The sequence below is a fragment of the Marinomonas colpomeniae genome (assembly GCF_014803385.1).
In the GTDB taxonomy this organism is placed as follows: domain Bacteria; phylum Pseudomonadota; class Gammaproteobacteria; order Pseudomonadales; family Marinomonadaceae; genus Marinomonas; species Marinomonas colpomeniae.
In genome coordinates, this window is the sequence record NZ_JACYFC010000002.1 from 29,879 (window position 1) to 52,766 (window position 22,888).

The 22,888-nt window shown below is 41.1% G+C and carries 18 protein-coding genes; 11 read left to right on the forward strand and 7 right to left on the reverse strand.

Translation table 11 applies throughout. The features are described from left to right. Window positions 1–4: 4 nt before the first annotated feature. Window positions 5–1,228: a signal recognition particle-docking protein FtsY gene (gene ftsY / locus IF202_RS05390; protein ID WP_191593870.1), complete on the reverse strand. Its 1,224-nt coding sequence runs from the start codon at window positions 1,226–1,228 to the stop codon at window positions 5–7. A 198-nt stretch (window positions 1,229–1,426) separates the two neighbouring features. Here ftsY and IF202_RS05395 point away from each other — a divergent pair, with 198 nt between their 5' ends. The 11 genes from IF202_RS05395 to IF202_RS05445 all read left to right on the forward strand — a co-directional run bounded on the left by IF202_RS05395 (window position 1,427) and on the right by IF202_RS05445 (window position 14,789). Further along, window positions 1,427–2,767 (forward strand): peptidase M16 family protein, encoded by a 1,341-nt coding sequence (locus IF202_RS05395; protein ID WP_191593871.1) that lies wholly within the window; start codon window positions 1,427–1,429, stop codon window positions 2,765–2,767. Continuing rightward, the gene (gene rsmD, locus IF202_RS05400; RefSeq protein ID WP_191593872.1) at window positions 2,764–3,363 is read left to right on the forward strand and encodes a 16S rRNA (guanine(966)-N(2))-methyltransferase RsmD; all 600 of its coding nucleotides are present in this window, start codon (window positions 2,764–2,766) and stop codon (window positions 3,361–3,363) included. The genes IF202_RS05395 and rsmD overlap by 4 nt, the downstream gene beginning before the upstream one ends. 237 nt (window positions 3,364–3,600) lie before the next feature. After that, entirely contained in the window at window positions 3,601–5,487 is a 1,887-nt protein-coding gene (locus IF202_RS05405) for a methyl-accepting chemotaxis protein (protein WP_191593873.1), read from the forward strand. A gap of 200 nt (window positions 5,488–5,687) precedes the next feature. Then, on the forward strand, window positions 5,688–6,845 hold the full coding sequence (metX, locus tag IF202_RS05410) for a homoserine O-succinyltransferase MetX (RefSeq protein ID WP_191593874.1): 1,158 nt from the start codon (window positions 5,688–5,690) through the stop codon (window positions 6,843–6,845). Then, complete coding sequence (metW, locus tag IF202_RS05415; protein ID WP_191593875.1) at window positions 6,845–7,435, forward strand: methionine biosynthesis protein MetW; 591 nt, start codon at window positions 6,845–6,847, stop codon at window positions 7,433–7,435. Before metX ends, metW begins: the two co-directional genes overlap by 1 nt. A gap of 86 nt (window positions 7,436–7,521) precedes the next feature. Next, window positions 7,522–8,130, forward strand: a complete 609-nt coding sequence (locus IF202_RS05420; RefSeq protein ID WP_191593876.1) for an XTP/dITP diphosphatase — start codon at window positions 7,522–7,524, stop codon at window positions 8,128–8,130. Continuing rightward, window positions 8,127–9,296 (forward strand): radical SAM family heme chaperone HemW, encoded by a 1,170-nt coding sequence (hemW, locus tag IF202_RS05425; RefSeq protein ID WP_191593877.1) that lies wholly within the window; start codon window positions 8,127–8,129, stop codon window positions 9,294–9,296. The genes IF202_RS05420 and hemW overlap by 4 nt, the downstream gene beginning before the upstream one ends. Before the next feature lie 432 nt (window positions 9,297–9,728). Beyond that, window positions 9,729–11,315, forward strand: a complete 1,587-nt coding sequence (locus IF202_RS05430; protein WP_191593878.1) for a BCCT family transporter — start codon at window positions 9,729–9,731, stop codon at window positions 11,313–11,315. A 326-nt stretch (window positions 11,316–11,641) separates the two neighbouring features. After that, window positions 11,642–12,211 carry a TMEM165/GDT1 family protein gene (locus tag IF202_RS05435; protein WP_191593879.1) on the forward strand — a complete coding sequence of 190 codons (570 nt, stop codon included), beginning with the start codon at window positions 11,642–11,644 and terminating at the stop codon, window positions 12,209–12,211. Window positions 12,212–12,221: 10 nt separating this feature from the next. Continuing rightward, window positions 12,222–14,078, forward strand: a complete 1,857-nt coding sequence (locus IF202_RS05440; RefSeq protein WP_191593880.1) for a DUF294 nucleotidyltransferase-like domain-containing protein — start codon at window positions 12,222–12,224, stop codon at window positions 14,076–14,078. Then, complete coding sequence (locus IF202_RS05445; protein ID WP_191593881.1) at window positions 14,079–14,789, forward strand: 3'-5' exonuclease; 711 nt, start codon at window positions 14,079–14,081, stop codon at window positions 14,787–14,789. Window positions 14,790–14,826: 37 nt separating this feature from the next. On the opposite strand, the gene IF202_RS05450 is transcribed toward IF202_RS05445, so the two are convergent. The 6 genes from IF202_RS05450 to IF202_RS05475 all read right to left on the reverse strand — a co-directional run bounded on the left by IF202_RS05450 (window position 14,827) and on the right by IF202_RS05475 (window position 22,498). Next, window positions 14,827–15,885 (reverse strand): LacI family DNA-binding transcriptional regulator, encoded by a 1,059-nt coding sequence (locus IF202_RS05450; protein WP_191593882.1) that lies wholly within the window; start codon window positions 15,883–15,885, stop codon window positions 14,827–14,829. Between the two features lie 93 nt (window positions 15,886–15,978). Beyond that, a complete protein-coding gene (locus IF202_RS05455) occupies window positions 15,979–17,598 on the reverse strand; it encodes an alpha-glucosidase family protein (protein WP_191593883.1) in 1,620 nt (539 codons plus the stop codon). 82 nt (window positions 17,599–17,680) lie between these two features. Beyond that, window positions 17,681–18,775, reverse strand: a complete 1,095-nt coding sequence (locus IF202_RS05460; protein WP_191593884.1) for an ABC transporter ATP-binding protein — start codon at window positions 18,773–18,775, stop codon at window positions 17,681–17,683. Between the two features lie 69 nt (window positions 18,776–18,844). Beyond that, entirely contained in the window at window positions 18,845–19,987 is a 1,143-nt protein-coding gene (locus IF202_RS05465; RefSeq protein WP_191593885.1) for a carbohydrate ABC transporter permease, read from the reverse strand. A 1-nt stretch (window position 19,988) separates the two neighbouring features. Further along, window positions 19,989–20,999, reverse strand: a complete 1,011-nt coding sequence (locus IF202_RS05470; protein ID WP_191593886.1) for a carbohydrate ABC transporter permease — start codon at window positions 20,997–20,999, stop codon at window positions 19,989–19,991. Between the two features lie 146 nt (window positions 21,000–21,145). Beyond that, window positions 21,146–22,498 (reverse strand): ABC transporter substrate-binding protein, encoded by a 1,353-nt coding sequence (locus IF202_RS05475; protein ID WP_191593887.1) that lies wholly within the window; start codon window positions 22,496–22,498, stop codon window positions 21,146–21,148. Window positions 22,499–22,888 lie beyond the last annotated feature (390 nt).

The window sequence follows — 22,888 nt, forward strand, 5'->3', positions numbered from 1 at the left end:
CCACTTATTCACTATCAAACAACGCATCAACAAACTCTTGAGCGATAAAAGGTCGCAAATCATCTGCCTGCTCACCAACGCCTATGTAACGTATAGGTATACCAAACTGCTTAGCAATCGCGAAGATAATACCGCCTTTCGCTGTTCCATCTAGTTTCGTCAATGAAATACCACTGACACCGACAGCTTCCGAGAAAAGTTGAGCTTGGCTAATGGCATTTTGCCCGGTACCTGCGTCTAACACCAACATCACTTCATGAGGTGCATTTACATCTAATTTTTTCATTACTCGAACGACTTTTGACAGTTCATTCATTAAATTGGCTTTATTCTGTAAACGCCCAGCTGTATCAGCAATAACAACATCAACACCTTTAGCTTTCGCAGACTCAATTGCATCATAAATAACAGACGCAGAATCCGCTCCAGTATGCTGTGCAACAACAGGGACATTATTACGCTCGCCCCAAACTTGAAGCTGCTCTACAGCTGCAGCCCGAAATGTATCACCTGCGGCCAACATAACACTTTTGCCTTCGGCCTGATATTTCTTAGCCAGCTTACCAATAGTGGTCGTTTTACCAACTCCATTTACTCCAACCATCAATATAACAAAAGGGCCACCAACGGCGGTTGGATCAAGCTCTTGCTGTGATCGGCCAAGTATTTCAGTCATATCTGTTTTCAATGTCGTGAGTAACGTATCAGCGTCTTTAAGCTCTTTCCGATTTAATTTCTCTGCTAAACCGTTTATCAATGTCTGTGTCGCATCAATACCCACATCAGCCATCAGCAATTGAGTTTCAAGCTCTTCCAACAGATCATCATCTACTTTCTTACTGCCTAAAATAACAGAAGATAAACCATTACCAAGACCGCCGCGTGTTCGCGATAAGCCAGATTTAATACGCTGTGTCCAAGAAAGAGGTTCAATGGATTCATTTAATGCTTCGGATTCCTTTTCTTTGGAATTCTGAATATTATCGACTTCTTCAGGAAGCTCGTTAACGTCAGATATCTCTTCGCTAGGCTCGTTTTGAAGCGAGCTTTTAACAGCTTTGTCTTGGCGTTTAGCTGCCGTAATACTGGCATTCATTTTCTTCGTAAAACGTCGACGAATAACAAAGGCAATGACTGCCAATATTGTTCCTATCGCAATAGGAACATAACGAGCATACTCACCAAGATAAGGTGTGAAAAAAATAATAATCTGATTAACAATTTCCATTAAATTGGTCTCTTTTTACTTTTATTAAATTAGTCTCTTTATTTTGACTGATGCCGAAAACACTATTGAAATGCTATGATTGGTATCAGCGCCATCAAACATTGACAGCTAAAATGATTATTTTATCATCATTCTGGTTCGCAAACAGGCCTAGTTTCATCGAAAAACACACCTAACACACTGTTTCAAGGCTCTTTCATGGCTGATAATAACAAACCTCTATTTAGTCGACCTGTTTTAGCAATGGTCATGCTTTTCTGTACCTTAGCGATTTGGGTATTAAGCTTAACGGCTCCTAGTAGCAAATTACCGACACCTGAAATAGAAAAATGGAATACCACTTCTGGCATTCCAGTCATCTGGTTAAAGCAAACTGACTGGAAATACGGTGATAAATTGGAAATCAGATTTGTATTTCAATCTAACACAGCAGACGCTGCTCTTTCTCAAACGACACTAGCCATGTTAATGAGCAACTCCCTACCGTTAAGCACCGCCTCAATCAATCAAAGGTTAGTGCCATTGGCAGCGCATGCAAACAGCCATTATGACCATGAGAGTCAAATAATTGGCCTCACATTAAGCAATCAACTTCAGTATTTAATACCAACCCTCTCCTTAGTCACCAACTGGCTTAAGCAACCTGATTTCAAGCAGCGAACCTTCGACCGCTGGCAACGACAGCATAAAAAAAATTCATTTAAACAGACTGTTGAGCAACTTTTATTTACAAGAAAAAACGTTACGAATCAGCCATCTACTGAAGAACATATAACGGCAACGACACCAATTTCATTAGATCAAGTCAGAAGCCATTACCAAGCACTGAAGTCCTCTTCTATTGCCATTTATGTGATTGGTGACATGCCACCAACAGCAAAACTTGCCGTAGAAAAAGCACTCGACACTATTAGCCAAAACTATCGCTTGGCAAACTTAGTAGAAAAAAGTGAAAAAAATCAAATCGATAGCCAAATAATTGAAATCAACAAACAAGAAACAAGCACACTATGGCAAAGCCGAAGTGCTGTGGCAATCAACCCGTTATCATCCGTAACAGAATGGGTTAGCTTACAAATTTGGGGCGCAGACTTAGTGTCTACATTAAACAAACAACCTTCCATCGATTTTGTACAACTCGGTTTAACCCTTTCAGCAAAACGGCCTTGGGTAGAATGGAACACTCAATATGCTAACCACCTAGTTACTGACGAAAATATTCAAGGTAAGCAGGACCAACAATTAGCAGCCGTTAAACGCTTTGTTTTTACTGAAAAAATCCCATCATTCAACAATGAAAAAGCCTTTTCTACATTATTAGAGACATTTAAAACACAACTAGAACAACAGACACAATCGCCGACTTGGTGGAGCTACATTGCGACACAAGTCACCCATGAAGGCGAACAACTCACCTTGAAGGAGTTTGCTAATAATTACAAAGAAGCCATTGATACTTTTACAATGGAAGATTATCAGCGCTCTCTAAAACACCTATTGAAGCAATCGACATACCAAGAGATTCAGGTCTACCAATGAAAAAAAGTATTCAAAAACAAGCATCTAATAACAGCAAAGCCAAAGCCTCTAAGTTACGTATTATCGCTGGAGAGTGGCGCTCACGTCAGTTACCTATTCCAGATGTACAAGGGTTAAGGCCAACACCAGACAAAGTACGAGAGACTTTATTTAACTGGATTAATTACTCTATTCCAGGCGCAGTTTGTGGCGATTTTTTCTGTGGTTCTGGCGCACTAGGGTTAGAAGCACTATCAAGGGGTGCGAAACACGTAAGTTTTGTAGACAACTCCCGAGTCGTCATTCAGCAAATGACCGATAACCTAGCAACCCTAAAGGCAGAAAATGCTGATGTGACCGCTCAAAATGCGGCGATTTTTTTAGACTCAGCCACTCCAACACCTCTAGATATCGTATTCTTAGACCCGCCGTTTCGTAAAGGCTGGTTGGCGCAAATTATTCCTCTGTTAGAGAAAGGCTGGCTGACTGATGACGCCCTTATCTATATTGAAATGGAGAAAGAAGCTGCCCTTCCTGTTTTGCCTGTGCACTGGTCTTTGATTAAAGAAAAAGTAGCAGGGCAACTAGTTTATCGTTTATTTGAAATCAGTAAATAAACAGCGCTCTACGCCCTATCCGAAACAGGGCGTTCTTTTAGATCTCACAACACGATCGCACAAAAATAGTGCGCCCGATAAAAAATCTATATATCCTTTCAATAAACACCACCATATATTTACCAATTCTATTGTTAGCATGATGATTGCATAGTCTACAATTGCAGTACTTGCTCTGTATAAAGCACCACACTTTTTGAATATTTTTTAATCACTCAGTCGTCAGGAAAAATCATCATGCTGGTAAATTTATCCTTTAAAACCAAACTGTTACTTTTACTCATCACAGCTATTTTAGGATTTATCATTGTCACATCCGTTGCCATGGAAGGGCTTTCTTCCGAGCAAAAAGCCAATAACGAACTAAGAAAGTTCTCAAAAATCCAGACATCAAACAACCAGCTTAGTATCAAGATGTTAGAACTTACCGATAAATTACGTGCTATCTCTGAGGATAATTACGCCAACTACCTAGAGAATGTTAATCAACAAATCGAACAAAACACCAATACGATCAATAACAGTATTGAAAAAGCGGTAAACCAAACATTAAAAAATGCCCTTGAAGAAAATCTAATTGAAATAAACTTATACAGCCAAGCATTGATAGATCTTACTAATAAACGACATACTGTTGGCTTTGACTCCACCTCAGGCTTACGCGGTAGCATTGATAAAATGGGCGCGGAAATCAGTGAAGATATTAAAAAACTTAGTCTATTAAAGCGTGAATTTACCAACGTACGTCAAGCTGAAGCCAGTTACTTAAGTGGGCCTGCGGAAGAAAATTTGGCTTCTTTCACCGCCAGCTTTTCACGCCTTGACAGTCGTATCGAGAACTTTGGGTTTCAAGAAACGCATGGCGTAAAGTTAAATGCATACCGAGATGCACTTCTTCAATATGGTAAAGAATACGAGCTTTTAAATAACACAGAAGTTAGCTTCACAAACCAAAAAAATCAGTTTAATGAAAGCCAGCTTAAAGCAAATAAGCTTATTAATGAACAACTGCTACGAGCAGAAAACGGTGCAGAAGAAAGCGCAAGCAGAGCAAATGCAATGCTTTTGGGAGTCAGTGCAACAGTCATCTTCTTCTCTACATTACTTATGATTGCCATTGGCCGTAGTGTGAACGGCACACTACAAAATATCATTGCGGATTTAAACAAAGTAAAACAAGGCGACATGTCTTCTAAAGCGTTAGTTAATTTGAAGCGTAACGACGAATTTGATCAGTTAAGTATGTCGTTGAATGAAATGACCGAAGGGTTGAGTACTGTACTCAAGGATGTAGTCCTAACAACGGATGATGTTAGTGCTATGTCCACTGACTTAAACGACACTATCGGTAGCATCGCTAGCAGCAATCATTTAGTGAATCAACGCACTCACTCATTAGCTACAGCAACAGACGACATCTCAAATAGATTAACGCAGCTGTCGAATACAACAAATACTCTTAAAGCACACTCTAATGATACTTACCAATCGGCAAAATCTGGCGCAGATACCATAAAAATAGTACTCAGTAGTATTTCTGACACTGTTACTATCGTCAATACGACAAGCAATCAGCTAAATGAATTAGGTAAGTTATCTAAAGATATTGATAATGTCATTGGTATGATCAATGACTTGGCGAGTCAAACTAACTTACTCGCGTTAAATGCTGCCATTGAAGCAGCAAGAGCCGGCGAAGCTGGGCGAGGGTTCTCTGTTGTGGCTGACGAGGTTCGCTCTTTAGCTGAAAAAACCGTAGAGGCAACATCAAGCATTACGGATATCGTTAATGTTATTCAGAACTCGACCCAAACCGCTATTACTACCATGGCCAGTGGCCAAGATAACCTTAAGATCATTGGTGATAATGGTAGTAAAGCTGAAGAAGCCATGCGTGATATCGAAAATAACGCCATGACTGGATCTCAATCTACCGACTCTATGGCAGGTGCTATTGAAGACGTAGCAAGTACTGCAATTCAAATGAGTACAGAGATGGAGCAAATCGCCCAGCAATTAACTAAAGACACTCTATCAATTGACATGATGGCGGATAAAACCAAACAAATTCAAAAAATATCAGAGCAACTAGCGAGTAAAACACAAGTATTTACGCTCGTTTAAGCTTAATCCTTTCTATCAAAATGCTTCTATCATTTCGTCTCATGAATGATAGAAGCATTTTTCTTTCTACTCTTGTTTTATCCTGCAATCCCTTGATGACACTAGTCGCAACCGCTAGACTGTACATCATCATTCATCGATGAATCTTCCCACTTTTTAAAATGGGAATTCGAGTACCTTCATTAGGATAATCAAACGCTATGCCGGACGTCATTCCCGTCGACTCTGTTGGTATTATTACGCCGCAGATTGCGCAATTCGAAACACCCTTGGTGCTTTCTTGCGGACAAACTCTGTTGTCGTACCAACTCGTTTATGAAACCTATGGCACGCTAAATACCAGTGCATCTAACGCCATTCTCATTTGTCATGCACTTAGTGGTGACCATCATGCTGCTGGCTATCATGACATGTCTGATAAAAAACCGGGGTGGTGGGATTCTGCCATTGGACCTGGAAAGACTATCGATACCAATAAGTTCTTTGTCATTGCATTAAATAATTTAGGAGGTTGTTGCGGCTCAACTGGCCCATCTAGCATCAATCCAGACACTGGTGAACGCTGGGAAGCGACTTTTCCGATGGTTACAGTTGAAGATTGGGTGGTAAGCCAAGCACGTTTAGCCGATTTACTCGGCATTCAAACATTTGCAGCCATTGTGGGCGGAAGCCTTGGAGGCATGCAAGCTCTTGAATGGAGCATTCGTTATCCTGATCGTTTGAAATCTGCGGTACTTGTCGCGTCTGCGCCTAAGCTATCGACTCAGAATATTGCCTTTAATGAAGTAGCGCGCCAGTCCATACGTCGAGATCCTGAGTTCTTTGATGGTAACTACTTAAATAATGAAACCATACCTACTAACGGATTAGGTTTAGCTCGCATGCTAGGACACATAACCTATTTGTCTGATGATGCATTGGGTGCGAAGTTCGGTCGTCAAATGCGTCACGCCGACTACCAATACAATTATGATATTGATTTTGAGGTTGAAAGTTACTTACGTTACCAAGGCGAAGCCTTCACAAAACGTTTTGATGCCAACACATATATGTTGATGACAAAAGCGCTCGACTACTTTGATCCTGCCGCAAAAGCCGACAATAATCTGGCAAAAGTATTAAGCCAGGTTACTTGCGAATTTTTACTTGTGTCTTTTACAACAGATTGGCGTTTTGCGCCAGAGCGCAGTGAAGAAATCGTTAATGCCTTGGTGAAATCAGGAAAGCCCGTGTCTTATGCAAAAATAGAAGCATCTGAAGGTCACGATGCCTTCTTGTTCCCTATTCCTCGCTATATGGCTGTGTTAAATGCATTTTTAACCCGTATTGCCAATAATTTAACGACGGAGAGCAAATAATGCGCGCTGATTTAGAAATAATCGATGAATGGATTCAACCAAATAGCCGTGTATTGGATTTGGCCTGTGGACCAGGTGAATTGCTCCATCACCTAATGGTAAATAAAAAGGTTAGTGGCTATGGTCTGGAAATTCGCGCCAAAGACTTAAATACTTGTATCGAAAAAGGAATTCCAGTTTTAGAACAAAATATTGATGAAGGACTGCAAAATTTCGAAGACCAAAGCTTTGATTTAGTCATGATGACACACGCCCTACAGCAATTTCGTCGCCCTGATCTATTGATTGATGAAATGCTTCGCATCGGTAAAGAATGCATCATTACCTTTCCAAATTTTGGTCATTGGCGTAACCGAATCCATCTCGCGGTGAAAGGTCGCATGCCGGTGTCAGAGTTTTTACCTTACAATTGGTATGACACACCAAACATTCACTTTTTCACCTTTCAAGACTTCGAACGTTTATGCCACGAAAAGAACATAAAAATTGTACGTTGGGCCGCTGTCGATGGTCAGTTGAAAGACCATTGGTGGATTCGCTCTATGCCAAACCTATTCAGTGAAACTGCAATTTTTCACATTAGTCGATAATCTAAAACGTCCAACTCAACCAATAAAATACAGACACTAAGGTTCTAAAAGAATCTTAGTGTCTGACACATTAAGAGGATACTCCGGTGAACAAAGCCATCGTATTAGCCAGCAACAATGCAGGTAAAATCAAAGAATTCAACACATTACTCGGTGACATGGGTATTGAAGTAAAACCACAGAGTGAATTTGATGTTGTGGAAGCGGAAGAAACTGGCTTAACCTTTATTGAGAACGCGATTCTAAAAGCTCGTAACGCTTGCGCTCATACAGGTTTGCCCGCATTAGCAGATGATTCTGGTATTGAGGTAGATTACCTTAATGGTGCACCTGGTATTTATTCTGCTCGCTTTGCTGGTGAACACGGCAACAACCAAGCGAATAACGATTTACTAATAAAAAAACTAGAAGGCGTAGACGAGTTAGAACGTACCGCTCGCTTCCATTGTGTTTTGGCTTACATGCGCCATAAAGATGACCCAACACCATTAGTGTTTCATGGCACATGGGAAGGCCGTATTCTGGAATCGAGCACAGGCCAAGAAGGTTTTGGCTACGACCCTATTTTTTACGTACCAGAATGTGGTTGTAGTGCCGCGAGTCTTCCTAAAGAAGTCAAAAATCAGATTAGTCACCGTGGAAAAGCATTGAAACAATTATTTGCAGCCTTCCAAAAAGAAGGCAATGCACAGTGAGCAAACCCTTACCACCATTGAGTTTGTATATTCACTTACCTTGGTGTGTACGAAAATGCCCTTACTGTGACTTTAACTCGCATCAAGCTGATCGTTTTGAAACAAACGGTCACCTTCCAGAAGACGCTTATTTGGCACAACTACTAGCGGACCTTGATGCAGACTTACCCTATGTGGCAGACCGTTCGATTCAAACAGCTTTTATTGGTGGCGGCACACCAAGCTTAATGAGTGAAGACTTTTACTATAAGCTCATGGATGCACTACGAGAAAAGCTTACTTGGGTTTATAACGCTGAAATTACTATGGAAGCGAACCCTGGCACCTTTGAACAAGATAAATTTAGTCACTTTCGCCAAGCGGGTATCAATCGATTATCTATTGGTATTCAAAGTTTCCAGCCAAGCCTGTTGAAAACCCTAGGAAGAATCCACAATCGTGAAGAAGCCATACACGCTGTGGACAAGTCGAGAGCCGCTGGGTTTGACAATATTAATCTAGATTTAATGCATGGCTTACCTGACCAAAATCTAGAAATGGCGATAGAGGATCTATCTATTGCTATTGACCTGAATCCTGAGCACTTATCTTGGTATCAACTTACAATAGAGCCAAATACTGAGTTTTATCGCCGCCCACCCGCTTTACCTGAAGATAATACACTTTGGGGGATTCAAGACGCAGGCCAAGACCTACTAGCGAAGCATGGTTATGCGCAATATGAAGTATCTGCCAACTCAAAAGTAAATCATCGTGCTGCACATAATTTGAATTACTGGCGCTTCGGTGATTACCTTGGAATAGGTGCTGGCGCACACGGAAAAATCACGTTGGAAGACGGTCAAATCTTTCGTACACGAAAGACTCGCCACCCAAGTCATTACCTCAATAATTTACCTGAAGCTTTAGTTATTAAAGATGCTATAGAACAAGAAGACTTGCCTCTTGAATTTATGATGAACCGATTACGTTTATTTGAAACATTTGACTTGCAAGATTATGAGCGATTTACCTACCAAAAACCGCCTATATCTTTAATAAATGCTTGTGAAATAGCGATAAAGCGGGATTTACTAGATGCGGATGAATGGAAAAAACATCGAGTCAAAACAACCGAAAAAGGCAAATTATTTCTTAACGAGTTACTTGAGTTGTTCCTTCCCTAAACAGATCATTTTTCTGACTATAATTTGACATCTAAGTAAATTGATGTGACCCTTGCACCGTTATAAAGCAAAAAAGGCCATCTTAGATGGCCTTTTTTACTTTTTTTAGAAATACATAACTTAATATTTTTCTATGAAATATCTTTTTAAGCGAATGAATCGCTTCCTATACGATCAATTTTTGTCTTATTTTTCAGCGATTTAGTAGTTACCTACTTTACATCCGATTGTGATGACGCGCTGAATAAAAAAGGCATAATTTACAACATGAAATTATCGTCTCTCAGTTGAAAGAGAACAAAATACGTCGCATTAAGAACACTCTAACAATGTGAATTCTTTTAGTGTGAAGTAACGAAATTACATAAAAAACTCATGTTGGTTTTCGTTTAGAAAGATTGGGAAGATACTCACTAATTCGGGAGAATGTTTATGAGTAATAAAGTACCTGACGACAGTGGTCGCTCAGAATACAACACGTCCTACAAAGTAGGGCAAGATAACGTAAAGTTTCTTGGTTTGGATGTTTTAAATCCAGTATTTAGTACAAGCGCCATTATTATCTTTGCCTTCATTATTGGGAGTATTTTATTCCCTACTGATGCAAGCGCAATTTTATCCGGAGCAAAAAATTGGGCCATCAATAATTTTGATTGGTTCTTTATGGTCTCTGGCAATATTTTTGTACTTTTCTGTCTGGCCCTAATTGTTCTTCCATTCGGTAAAATTCGCCTTGGCGGAAAAGAAGCAAAGTCTGACCATTCAACCATGTCTTGGTTTTCAATGTTATTTGCAGCAGGCATGGGTATAGGCCTAATGTTCTGGAGTGTTGCAGAACCAGTGGCTTATTACACAGGCTGGTACGGCACACCCTTTAATGCAATTGCAAACACACCAGAAGCAAAAGATTTAGCGATGGGAGCCACCATGTTCCATTGGGGTCTTCATCCTTGGGCTATTTACGCTGTTGTTGGTTTATCTTTAGCCTTTTTCGCTTACAACAAAGGCTTGCCACTGACGATTCGTTCTGCTTTTTACCCATTATTTGGTGAAAAAGTATGGGGCGGTATTGGTCATTTCATCGATGTTATCTCGGTGATTGCAACTATCTTTGGTTTAGCAACGTCCCTTGGTTTTGGTGCTCAACAAGCAACCAGTGGCTTAAACTTCTTGTTTGATATTCCAAATACGTTAACAACTCAGATTATCGTTATTTGTGCAGTAACAGCCGTGGCAATTATCTCTGTTGCACGGGGTCTAGAAGGTGGTGTTAAGCTACTATCTAATATCAACATGATCATCGCAGCTGTTTTGGCTTTGTTTATTGTTATTGTTGGACATACTGGCGAAATCTTCCTAGCGATAGGTTCTTTCTTCCTAAACTATGTTGAAAATGTCATTCCTCTAAGTAACTGGATTGGCCGTGAAGACGAAACCTTCTACCATGGCTGGACAGTATTCTATTGGGCTTGGTGGATTTCTTGGTCACCATTTGTTGGTATGTTTATCGCTCGCGTTTCTCGCGGCCGTACAGTTCGTGAATTCGTTGTGGCTGTATTATTAGTACCTACTGTTGTGTCCATTGTTTGGATGGCTATCTTTGGTGGCTCTGCATTAGAACAAGCAGAAGCAGGTGTTGGTGCATTAGCAAATGGCATTAGTGATTCATCTCTTGCTATGTTCCAAATGTTTGCAAGTATGCCATTAACTTCGATCACTTCTTTTGTAGCGATTGTCTTGGTATTGGTTTTCTTTGTAACCTCTTCTGACTCTGGCTCTTTGGTTATCGATGGCATCACAGCAGGCGGTAAAACTGACGCCCCTATGATTCAACGTGTTTTTTGGGCTGTTCTAGAAGGTATCATTGCGATTGCTTTGCTAATCGGCGGTGGTTCAGAAGCACTTGGCGCAATTCAAGCCGCAGCGATCACTATCGGATTACCTTTCACCTTCCTAATGTTGATCATGTGTATCAGCCTATGGAAAGGTCTGAAAAGTGATATGCATCTTTATAAGTAATTTTTTACTTATAAAGATAAAGCACTGATATTTGGTGTTGATAGAAAATGAAATGCGAACGATGGTCTGACTGTCGTTCGCATTGTTTTATAAAGGTAAATATTCTATGATTCGTGCCCTCTTAAGGGAGTAATCTTCTTTGAATATACGAATACGTGTATTGCAGAGATTCTTTATCAACATAATTGAGCCTCATGCTCATGGTAAAGAAGTCCTGATTCGATACGAATTCTCGGGATTGGTGAGACTTAAGACAACAACTTAGCTCTGGTGGGCGTAAGTGGATTGTCTTTTGTTTTATTGCCCACCTAGGAAATCATCAAAAAATGGAAGCCTTACTTACTTCTATCTCAACGGTTGCATTGGCTGAAATGGGCGATAAAACCCAACTTTTAGCATTATTTCTTGCAACCCGCTTTTCATCTAAACTATCCATTGTATTTGGCATATTACTGGCCACACTACTCAATCACGCTTTATCGGCTTGGTTTGGTGTTGAAGTAGCTTATTGGCTCCCTCAAGACTGGATAAGTTGGATTGTTGGGTTAAGCTTTATCTTGGTCGGTTTATGGTTACTCATTCCAGATAAAGACGAAAGTGCAGACAGAAAAGTCTTAAAATACGGCGCTTTTGGTGCCACCTTGGTGCTATTCTTCCTTGCCGAAATAGGCGACAAAACACAAATCGCTACCGTTCTATTAGGCGCTCATTATGGCGGTGTTTGGATGGTTTTATTAGGTTCAACTATTGGTATGATGCTCGCCAATGTACCTGTTGTTTGTGCAGGTCGATGGATAATTGACAAGGTAAATGCCAAACGAACTCGACAACTTGCCTGCTTACTCTTTCTCATTATAGGAGTCGTGACCATGGTGTCGCCTCTGCTCGCTAAATAGGACTCTTACAATGGAAGTCGAATTAACAGAAATACTCGAAGCACTTTGCCAGCATGCACCCTTTAATGAGATTGCTGAAGACCCGCAACTTAGTGACATGTCAAAAGAGATAGAAATAGAGTATTTACGTTCTGGGGAATGGGTTATAGAGCCTAATTCATTGAATAAAACACTTTTCTTTATTCGCAGTGGTGCAATTGAAGTTCTCAGCAAAGAAGAGAAATTAATTCGTCGCATGAACGAAGGCGAAATATTTGGTTATTCCTCTTTATTACGTGGCGGTAAATCTTCGCAATCCATGCGAACCATCGAAGACAGTCTGCTGTATCGTATTCCAGCCCGTTGGTTTATTAAATTCTATGAAGAAAACGATACCTTCTCAGACTTCTTTGAACTGGCTCGTGAAGTTCGTTTGCGCGTCGCCATGGATTCTCAAAGCTCCCAAGTGTCCTTAATGACCTGCCCTATTGCCAGTTTATTGAGACGACCACCAATCACCATACACATGGATGCAGACATTCGTTCAGCCGCACAAGTAATGACTGAAAAACATGTTTCCAGCTTATTAATCACAGATAACGACGAACTTATTGGCATAGTCACCGACAGAGATTTACGCACCAGAGCCGTTGCTCAAAGCCTTGCTTATGACACCCCTATCTCGGAAATCATGACTCGTAACCCTGTTGTAATGGACAGCCACGATTATGCTTCAGAAGCCGTTTTGAAAATGATGTCAAAAAATATCCATCACATCCCCATTATCAAAAATGGTCGACCAATTGGCGTTGTCAGCACTGGTGATATTGTCCAAAAAGAGAGTCACGGCAGCGTTTATTTAATCAGTGATATTTTTAACCAAACCAGCATTGAAGGTTTGAAAGCCATTAGTCATAAAATGACTCATACCTTCACTCAGCTTGTCGTCGCCGATGCAAATACTCAAATGATAGGCAACGCTATGTCTCATATAGGCACGGCCTTTGTGAAGCGACTACTTCAACTTGCTGAAGAAAAATTTGGTCCACCACCTATCCCTTATTGCTTTATTGCACTTGGTTCACAAGCCAGAGAAGAACAAACAATTAAAACGGATCAAGACAATGCTCTCATCCTAAGCGATAAATATAACAAAGAAATACACGGAGAATACTTCGAAGCCTTTACCGATTGGGTTTGTCATAACCTTGATCAATGCGGTTACGAACTTTGCTCAGGCGATATTATGGCGTCGAACCCCCGCTGGCGTCAGCCGTTGAGTGTTTGGAAAGAAAACTTTAGCGATTGGATACAGCAACCTAAAGCAGAGGCACTTTTGCGTTTGTCTATATTCTTTGACTTACGCGGCGTCTATGGCGATAAAGTATTAGCCAAACAACTTAACCAACACATACGTAAAGAAGCCAAACAACATACTGGATTTTTAACCTTTCTGGCACGTAATGCGAATCAACGAAAGCCACCGTTAGGCTTTTTCAGACAGTTTGTATTAGACGGTGAAGGTAAGCAATCACGTACCTTTAACCTTAAAGAAAGAGGCATCGCTCCTATTATAGATATCGTTCGAGTACATGCACTTGCCTGTGGTAGTGACAAGCTAAATACCTTAGAACGAATCGAAGATATAGAAGCCGCGGGATTACTGCCAGATGGACGAGCCAAAGACCTCGCCTTAGCGTTAGAAATGATAGGTATAGTCCGAATTCGCCATCAAAAAGACCAAATTGAGGCTGGCGAACAACCAAATAATCACGTTAACCCTGAAAATTTATCATCGTTTGAAAAGCGCCATTTAAGAGATGCGTTTCATATTGTTGCTCGCCAGCAGGAATTTATTAAATTCCGCTATGCAGGGAAGCGAAGCTAGATGACTGTATTTAAGAAGAAACCACAAGCTGACACCCAAGACTGGCAAGCCATGTTCGCCGAATGGGCGGAAGAAGCACCAGAAGGTCCGCTAAAAAATTATTATCTTGCAGGAATGATAGCGCCGAATACGCTATTGAAAGACACGCCTTTGTTAGCGCTGGATTTGGAAACAACCGGATTAGATTCTCAAAAAGATGAAATTATCAGCCTTGGTTTAATCCCACTCAGCCACAAAACGATTCGTTGCCAAGGGGCACAGTATTGGATGGCAAAACCGGAGCGTTCTCTGCATGCAGAATCGGTTACTATTCATGAAATCACCCATGCTGAACTAGCAGAAGCTCCGCCTCTTCGAGCTATTCTAGATGAAATATTAATCGCTCTCACGAATAAAGTTGTGGTGGTTCATTGTGTTTCAATAGAGCGTCAGTTTTTACTAAAAGCGGCAATGGAAACTTACGGCTATCCCCTGTACTTCCCAGTACTAGATACGATGGATATTGAAAGACAGGCGACCTATAAACCTTGGTGGAAACGTTTTGGCAGGCCCCCATCATTACGCTTAGATGCCTGTCGACAGCGTTACAAACTACCTCGCTACAAGGCTCATCACGCACTAACGGATGCGCTTTCTTCTGCAGAGTTATTGCAAGCGCAAATTGCTTATCATTTAGACTCTAATGCCAACATTTCAGACTATTGGATATAATACTCAATCAAAGCAAACTAGATTAATAGGCTCCCCCTCAAACAGAAGGGCAGCTTTCTCGTACCACTAGTTCGGTTTCTAAAAGAATGTCTTTTGCTTCTCTTAAACCTAGAAACACTTCCGCAGCCACTCGGCCTTTTTCTACCGTTTGTTGATGCATGGTCGTAATAGACGGATGGAAGTTTTCACTTTCTGCAATTCCATCAAATCCAACCACTTGTAAATCTTCAGGGACACGCAATCCCATTTGCAAGGCAGCTTGCACTGCAGCAATAGCAATACAATCACTCATACACAATAACAGCTGAGGGCGACTTGCCATTGTTAACGCTTCGCGGGCAGCCTGATAAGCTAATCGATGATTATTCTCTGGAATATTCCAAATACATTCAGAAGGAACTGACAAATTATGTTCTTTCAACGCTTCAAAATAACCGTGCAAACGCTGAATAGAAATAGAAGCAGCGCGGTCAAACATCTCATCTTCTCGTATCCGGCATACTCGGTCGGTATCAACTAGACTCAAACCTAAAATAGCGACGGCTTTTGGCTTATGTGCTAAAGCATGACTTGCAATTATGTAGGCTCCACGATGGTTCTCGACGTTTACTGAAGTCGTACCAGGAATAAAGCTATCAACCGTGATGATGTTTTTATGAGGCATTAGCCAAGGTGCATTTTGACATTGCTGAGGCTTATGGCCATAAACGATAAAGCCATCGACCATAGACGATTGCATGCGACTCTGCGCATCTTGTTCAATTTCATCAGAGGATAAAAGCAACATGTTATAAGCATTAGAATCAAAGACTTCCGCCATACCTTTCAGGAATTGATTGGCAACAGGATCTGTCAGGCTATAACTAAGACCATCAGACAGCACAATCCCGACGATACCAGTACGGCCAGTACGCAAACTACGGGCAGCTGCATTGGGGCCAAAATACCCCATTTTTTCACATTCACTCAAAATATTATCGCGCAAACTCGCCGACAGCTGATCAGGTCGGTTAAAAGCATTAGAAATGGTTGCAGTAGACACTTCCAGCCGTTCCGCAACGTCTTTAAGTGTTAATTTTTTCGTCCCTTTTTTCATACTAAATATCCATTTAAATACAGAGTCTCTAAAAACAAACCAATTTACGTAACACGTAAATTGGTTTGGCTAAAAAACGCAGTAATATTATCACTAAGATAACTTAGCATAGCATGCTTGATAAGCTGGTAACGTCAAGTTTTGACCTTCCAATATTGATTGGAAACCATGACCTTGCAAGAGTTCAATCTCACCACAATTCAATGTCGCTTGCTGTGTTTCATTCGTCATGTTCAGTACCGCCAACAAACGCTCGCCATCATATTCACGAACCACAGTCACCAATTTTGGATTGCCAACATCAAGCTGTGACAGCTCGCCATTTACTAATGCTGGTTGTTGCTGACGCCAATGAATAAGTTGACGTACTTTATGTAATAAAGCATCTGGATTTGATTCTTGCTCAGCAACGCTCAATGACAAATGTTTTTGGTCAACAGGTAACCAAGGCTCTACAGTTGAAAAGCCACCTAGTGGTGACTTGTCCCATACCATTGGCGTACGACAACCGTCACGACCTTTAAACACAGGCCACAAAGGAATGCCATAAGGGTCTTGAATACGCTCAAAAGGCACTTCAGCCTCTGGCAGGCCAAGTTCTTCACCCTGATACAAACATACGCTTCCGCGCAAAGACAAAATCAAAGCCAATGTAATTAATGGATACGCTTCACCATCCTCATCCGCCCCCCAGCGAGAACGAGACCTAACCACATCATGGTTAGATAAAGCCCAGCAAGGCCAACCATCACCCACAATGTCTTGCATGTTTTGCAATACTTCACGAATGTATTCTGGAGAATGAGGCGTATTAAGAAAATCAAATGTATAGGCCATGTGAAGCTTATCGCCGCCAGAAGTGTATTCAGCCATACGTTTCAAAGGGAAATCATCACCAATTTCACCAACTGCTGTACTTCCAGGAAACTCGTCCATCATAGCGCGCAAGCTTTTCAAGAAATCCAGATTTTCAGGACGGCTCAAATCATAAACATGACGCTGATAGGTGTATGGATTATCGTGTGGGGCACCCATCGTTTTAGGCTCACCGACAGGAACCGGTGGATTGTCTTCTAAACCTTCACTGTGGAAGTAAAAGTTCACAGTGTCTAAACGGAAACCATCTACTCCAAGCTTCAGCCAAAAACGCATATTGTCTAAATGTGCTTGGCGAACATCTGGATTATGAAAATTCAAGTCCGGTTGAGACTCTAAAAAATTGTGTAAGTAATATTGCAAACGACGGCTGTCCCATTTCCATGCACTGCCGCCAAAAATAGACAACCAATTATTAGGTGGTGAACCGTCTGGCTTGGGGTCAGCCCAAACGTACCAATCCGCTTTTTCATTGGTTTTATCTTGACGGCTTTCTTCAAACCAAGGATGAACATCAGCAGAATGGCTAATAACCTGATCAATCATTACTTTAAGACCTAAGTCATGAGAGCGATTAATCAGATTCTTAAAATCATCCAAAGAACCAAACATAGGATCGATGTCGCAATAATCTGAAACATCGTAACCAAAGTCTTTCATCGGTGACGTAAAAATAGGGGACAACCAAATGGCATCTACACCCAAAGACGCGACATAATCTAACTTGCTTGTAATGCCTGCTAAATCGCCAACACCATCGCCATTAGCATCCATGAAGCTACGTGGGTAAATTTGATAAATAACCCCACCTTTCCACCAATTCAAATTAGTTGTCATAAAGACTCTCCAAAAACAGATAAAACTAAGGATGATGCAAAGCATCATCCTTATAAAATTACATAGAAAACATTTTTAAGATTTAACGAAGATAAGACAATTCATTACTATCAAATAAATGCATTTTTTCAGGCAAAGCAGATAAATGCACTGTATCACCACGCTTAATGTTTAGCGTACCGGCTTGCTTTGCAATCATCGCCTCGTCACAACCTGGCACTTTCACATACAATAATGTTGCTTCACCCAATGATTCTACAAACGTCACTTCACCAGTTAAAAAGCCTTCTTCTGCAGTTTCAACAACCACTAAATTTTCTGGACGAATACCAAAGAAAGCCGCTTTAGATTCTTCCTTTACGTCTGTCACAATCGGCGTATCTACCACAATAGAAGGACAGATTGACACACTAGTTTGCTCACCTGCCTTTTCAATTTTACATGGCACAACGTTCATCGAAGGTGAACCAATAAATTTCGCAACGAACACATTCGCAGGATGCTCATATAAATCTAATGGCGGACCCACCTGTTCCACGTCACCACCAGACAATAAAACAATTCTGTCTGCTAATGTCATTGCTTCTACCTGATCATGGGTCACATAAATCATAGTCGAATCAGGCATACTTTCTTTCAGATTCGCTATTTCCATACGAGTCGCAACGCGCAACGCTGCATCCAAATTAGATAAAGGCTCGTCAAATAGAAAGACCTTAGGACGGCGAACAATCGCACGACCAATTGCGACGCGCTGACGTTGCCCACCAGAAAGCGCTTTAGGTAAACGATCTAGATAAGGCGTAAGTTGCAATAAATCCGCCGCCTTTCTCACTTGCTGATCAATGTCTTCTTTACTAAGTTTCGCAATCTGTAAACTAAATGCCATGTTGTCATACACAGACATATGCGGGTACAGAGCATAACTCTGGAACACCATTGCAATGCCACGTAACGCTGGCGGTACATCATTCACAACCTGACCGTCAATTTCCAATGTGCCTGAAGTTATTTCTTCTAAGCCAGAAATCATGCGAAGCAAAGTAGATTTACCACAACCTGATGGTCCAACAAACACGATGAACTCGCCTTGTTTGATGTCTAAGTTGATGTCTTTTAACACTTCTACTTTATTGGAATATATTTTTTTAACATGGGTTAATTTAACGTCTGCCATGATTCAATTGCCTCAATTTATACTGGTCTTGAGTGAGGAGCAGAGCTCAACTCACTCTCGTAAAATAGATTACTTAACAGAGCCTGCCAGCAAGCCACGTACTAAATAACGCTGCAAACTAAAGAAGACACACAAAGGGATAATAATGGTGATAAACGCTGACGCGGTGAGAATTTCCCAATTGCCGCCGCGTGACCCTAAAAGCTCACGAAGCTGTCCAGTTAACACTAAATGTTCTTCGTTATTACCCAAGAAAACCATCGCAATCAATAAGTCATTCCAAACCCAAAGGAATTGAAAAATGGCAAATGACGCCAATGCAGGGAAAGACAAAGGTAAAATGATCTTACGGAAAATATCAAAGTCTGATGCACCATCAACACGAGCCGATTCAATAATTTCCCTCGGTAAACCTGCAATGTAATTACGCAGCAAATAAATAGCCAACGGCAAACCGAACCCTGTATGAGCGAGCCAAATTCCCACATAGGTTTTTGAGCCAACACCGAAAAACTCACCGATTAGGTTATAGCTTTTCAATAAAGGAATCAGTGACATTTGTAAAGGAACAACCAACAAACCAACAACCGAAGCAAGTAATAATGCACGACCCGGGAATCGCATCCAAGCCAGCGCATAAGCTGCAAATGCGGCCACTAAAATAGGAATGACTGTCGCCGGAATAGTCACAGTCAAAGAATTGAGAAAAGACTGCCCTAATCCTTCAGTACCTAAAACTTCTCGGTAATTATCTAGCGTGAAGCGTGGAGGAATCTCAGCTGTATAGAAGATACGTTGACCACGAGAGCCCCTCCATTCGTCAGGCGAAGAAAGAACATAATCGCCGTTCTCAGATACTTGTAAGGTTTTACCTTTTTTAAGCTCAGCCAATGTTTCAACGTTAAAGGCTTCTGGTTTCAAAGAGCTTGAACCAAATTTAACAACTACACCGGAGCCACCTTCTAATAAGTTGCCGCGAATAACAAAGAGATCGCCTTCTTTAGTTTGTGTTTCAGGGTCATTAGCTCGAGTAACAATACGCTGTTCAGACGTTGATAGCGCAGTCCACCAGCCAGAAACAGACAACTGATCTTTATCACGAATTGACGAGATAAATAAACCTGCCGTAGGTATCGTCCAAATCACCACAAGAAACAACACAGTGGCATGAACCAAATAGGTTAATGGAGATCGTTTTGATGATGTAATCATATTAACGACCCTCCATTTCTGCGTTCGCACGCTTAATATTCCAAACCATGATAGGTATCACCATCACCATAATAACAATCGCGACCACCGCACCACGACCAAAGTCGCCGCCACCTCGGAACATCCAGTCAAACATCTGATTGGCAAGAACCTGTGTGTCCCATTGACCGTTTGTCATGGCCAACACAATATCGAATACTTTTAATACAAGAATAGTAATCGTCGTCCACACCACAGCGATGGTTCCCCAAATTTGCGGCACCATAATTTTGAAAAATATTTGTACACCACTCGCGCCATCTAACACAGCGGCCTCAATTGTCTCGTCTGGGATACCACGTAACGCAGCGGATAAGATCACCATTGCGAAGCCTGTTTGTACCCAGATCAAAATAACCATTAGGAAGAAATTATTCCAAAACGGCATAGTAATCCAGTTTTGAGGTTCGCCACCAAAAAAGACAACTATCGCATTTAGCAAGCCAATTTGAGCATCACCACCGCTACGGAAATCATAAATAAACTTCCAAATAACCGATGCGCCAATAAAGGAAATCGCCATTGGCATGAATATCAAACTTTTTGCAATATTGCCCCACCAAATACGATCGGTCATGGTTGCAATAACCAAGCCCAAGAAAGTCGACATAGTAGGAACAACAATTAACCAAAGCATATTGTTCTGAAAAGATTCGAAAAATTCATCGTTGCCAAATAACCAAACGTAGTTTGAAATGCCTACAAATTCGTCACCACTACGGTCAAAGAATGACAAACGAATGGAATCAATAACAGGGTAAAACAAGTAAAACGTCAGTAATAGAACCGCTGGCCCTAAAAACAACCAAGGACGGACATTATTAGCAATGCGCAAATTACGAGCAACATCTTGTGCTGGTCGATTTTTTGTAGGGAAAATTTTATCTAGCAAGATATTAGAGCCGTAAAAATAAACGACGCAACCTAAAATACCTACAATCATGGTCATTAACGCAGAAGCGAGCTGAGCCATAGAATCTCCAAAAAACGATAGTCACGTGGATGAATCACCACCCCCCTATTCTGAGAACGGTTGATGCTAAATACTATCCACACTTAATTCTGTAACAAATAAAAAAAGCCCCTAAGCGATTACTCACCTAGGGGCTTTATCAGGACTTATTTCAATGCATCCCATGTTTTTTGGATGTCTTTAGCCACTTCTTTTGCGTCTTTACCGCCAGTATAATCAACCATGCCAGTCCAAAAAGAACCTGCACCGATTTTACCAGGCATTAAATCCGATCCGTCAAAACGAAATGTGGTCGCATAACGTATGATTTCACCTTGTTTTTTAGCCACCTCAGTAGCATACACTTCTGGGTTAGCCCCTAAATGAGCCGATACAAAGCCCGTTTGTGTCATCCATAGTTCATGAGCAATCGGCGAACGAATGAAGTCAACAAAGGCACGAGCGCCTTTAGAATCATTAGTGACACTTACTAACGTACCAGCACCTAGAACAGGGTTGCCTAGCTTTTTAGACTCGTACGATGGGAAATAGAAGAAATCTGCATCAGTTCCAAGCTCTACATCTTCAGGAAAGAAAGCTGGAATGAAAGACGCTTGACGATGCAAGTAACACTTAGGTGGAGACTGGAACATACCTTTTGGGCTGTCACGGAAATCGGTAGAGGACACAGCACCTGCACCGCCATCAACAAAGGCATCATTACGAGCAAACCAACCAAACTCTTCAATAGCACCCACAATACGTGGATCATCAAATTTAATTTCGTTGCTTACCCATTGGTCATAAACAGAAGCAGGCTGTGTACGAAGTAATAAATCTTCAACCCAATCTGTTGCTGGCCAACCTGTTGCCGCACCGGAACCCAGACCGATACACCAAGGAGTACCACCATCAGCAACAATTTCTTCAGTTAATGCTTTTAGGTCTTCCATTGTTTCAGGTACATCATAACCAGCATCAGCAAAGTTATCTGGTGAATACCAAACCAAAGATTTTAAATCAGCACGATAGAAAACACCGTAAAAGTCTTCTTTTCCTTTACTGTTTTTAAAAGTAGCAAGGTCTGCCCAAGATTGACCTGCTGCATAATCTTTTACGACAGCAGCTTTTACATCATCACTAAGAGGGGTTAAAAAACCTTTCGCAGCCAAATCCGCCGCTAAGCCAGGTTGTGGGAATACAGACACATTCGGTGCACTACCAGCTTGGGCATCAATAACAATTTGTTGTTCAAAAGAATCTGAACCTGCGTAATTAACTTTTGCACCTGTAGCCTGTTCAAAATAAGCAACAACTCGTTCAAAGTTGGCTTTTTCATCGCCCATCCACGGACCAAACACAGAAACAGTTTCACCTGACAATTGAACAGATTTCAGAGCATCATAACTAGCCCAATTAAAACGAGAATCTTCACCTGGTTTAATAAATAAGTCAGCAGCATGCGCGGCATTAACAGAGAGAGTCACGGCGATTGCCGAAGACAATAATAATTTTTTCATAATTAAGTGCTCCTTACAGGCTCACTCGGAAGGCTTCCTTCCCTAGTACGCCTTTGTTTTTATTATAGGTCGAAACAAGGTAAAACATGTCTTCTATAAGGATTAAGAAGAAAAATGATTATTAACAATCAAAACCTGAGCATCAAGCACACAAAGCCCTTAATATTGTCTTAATTATTTCTGAAGCTTAGTAATAGAGAGAAGAAATACTCAAGTGATTTTTTTCTAAGCATATTACTTAAAACTCGAATAAGGAGGGATTTCATTATAAATTCAGTAAGTTATCGATTAAAAAACCATTAAAAAGTATCAATTTTTAAGCTCGTTTTTGCATACACACAACTTTTTCCTATACCAAAAAAAGCGCACCTTGGGCACGCTCTTTTTATC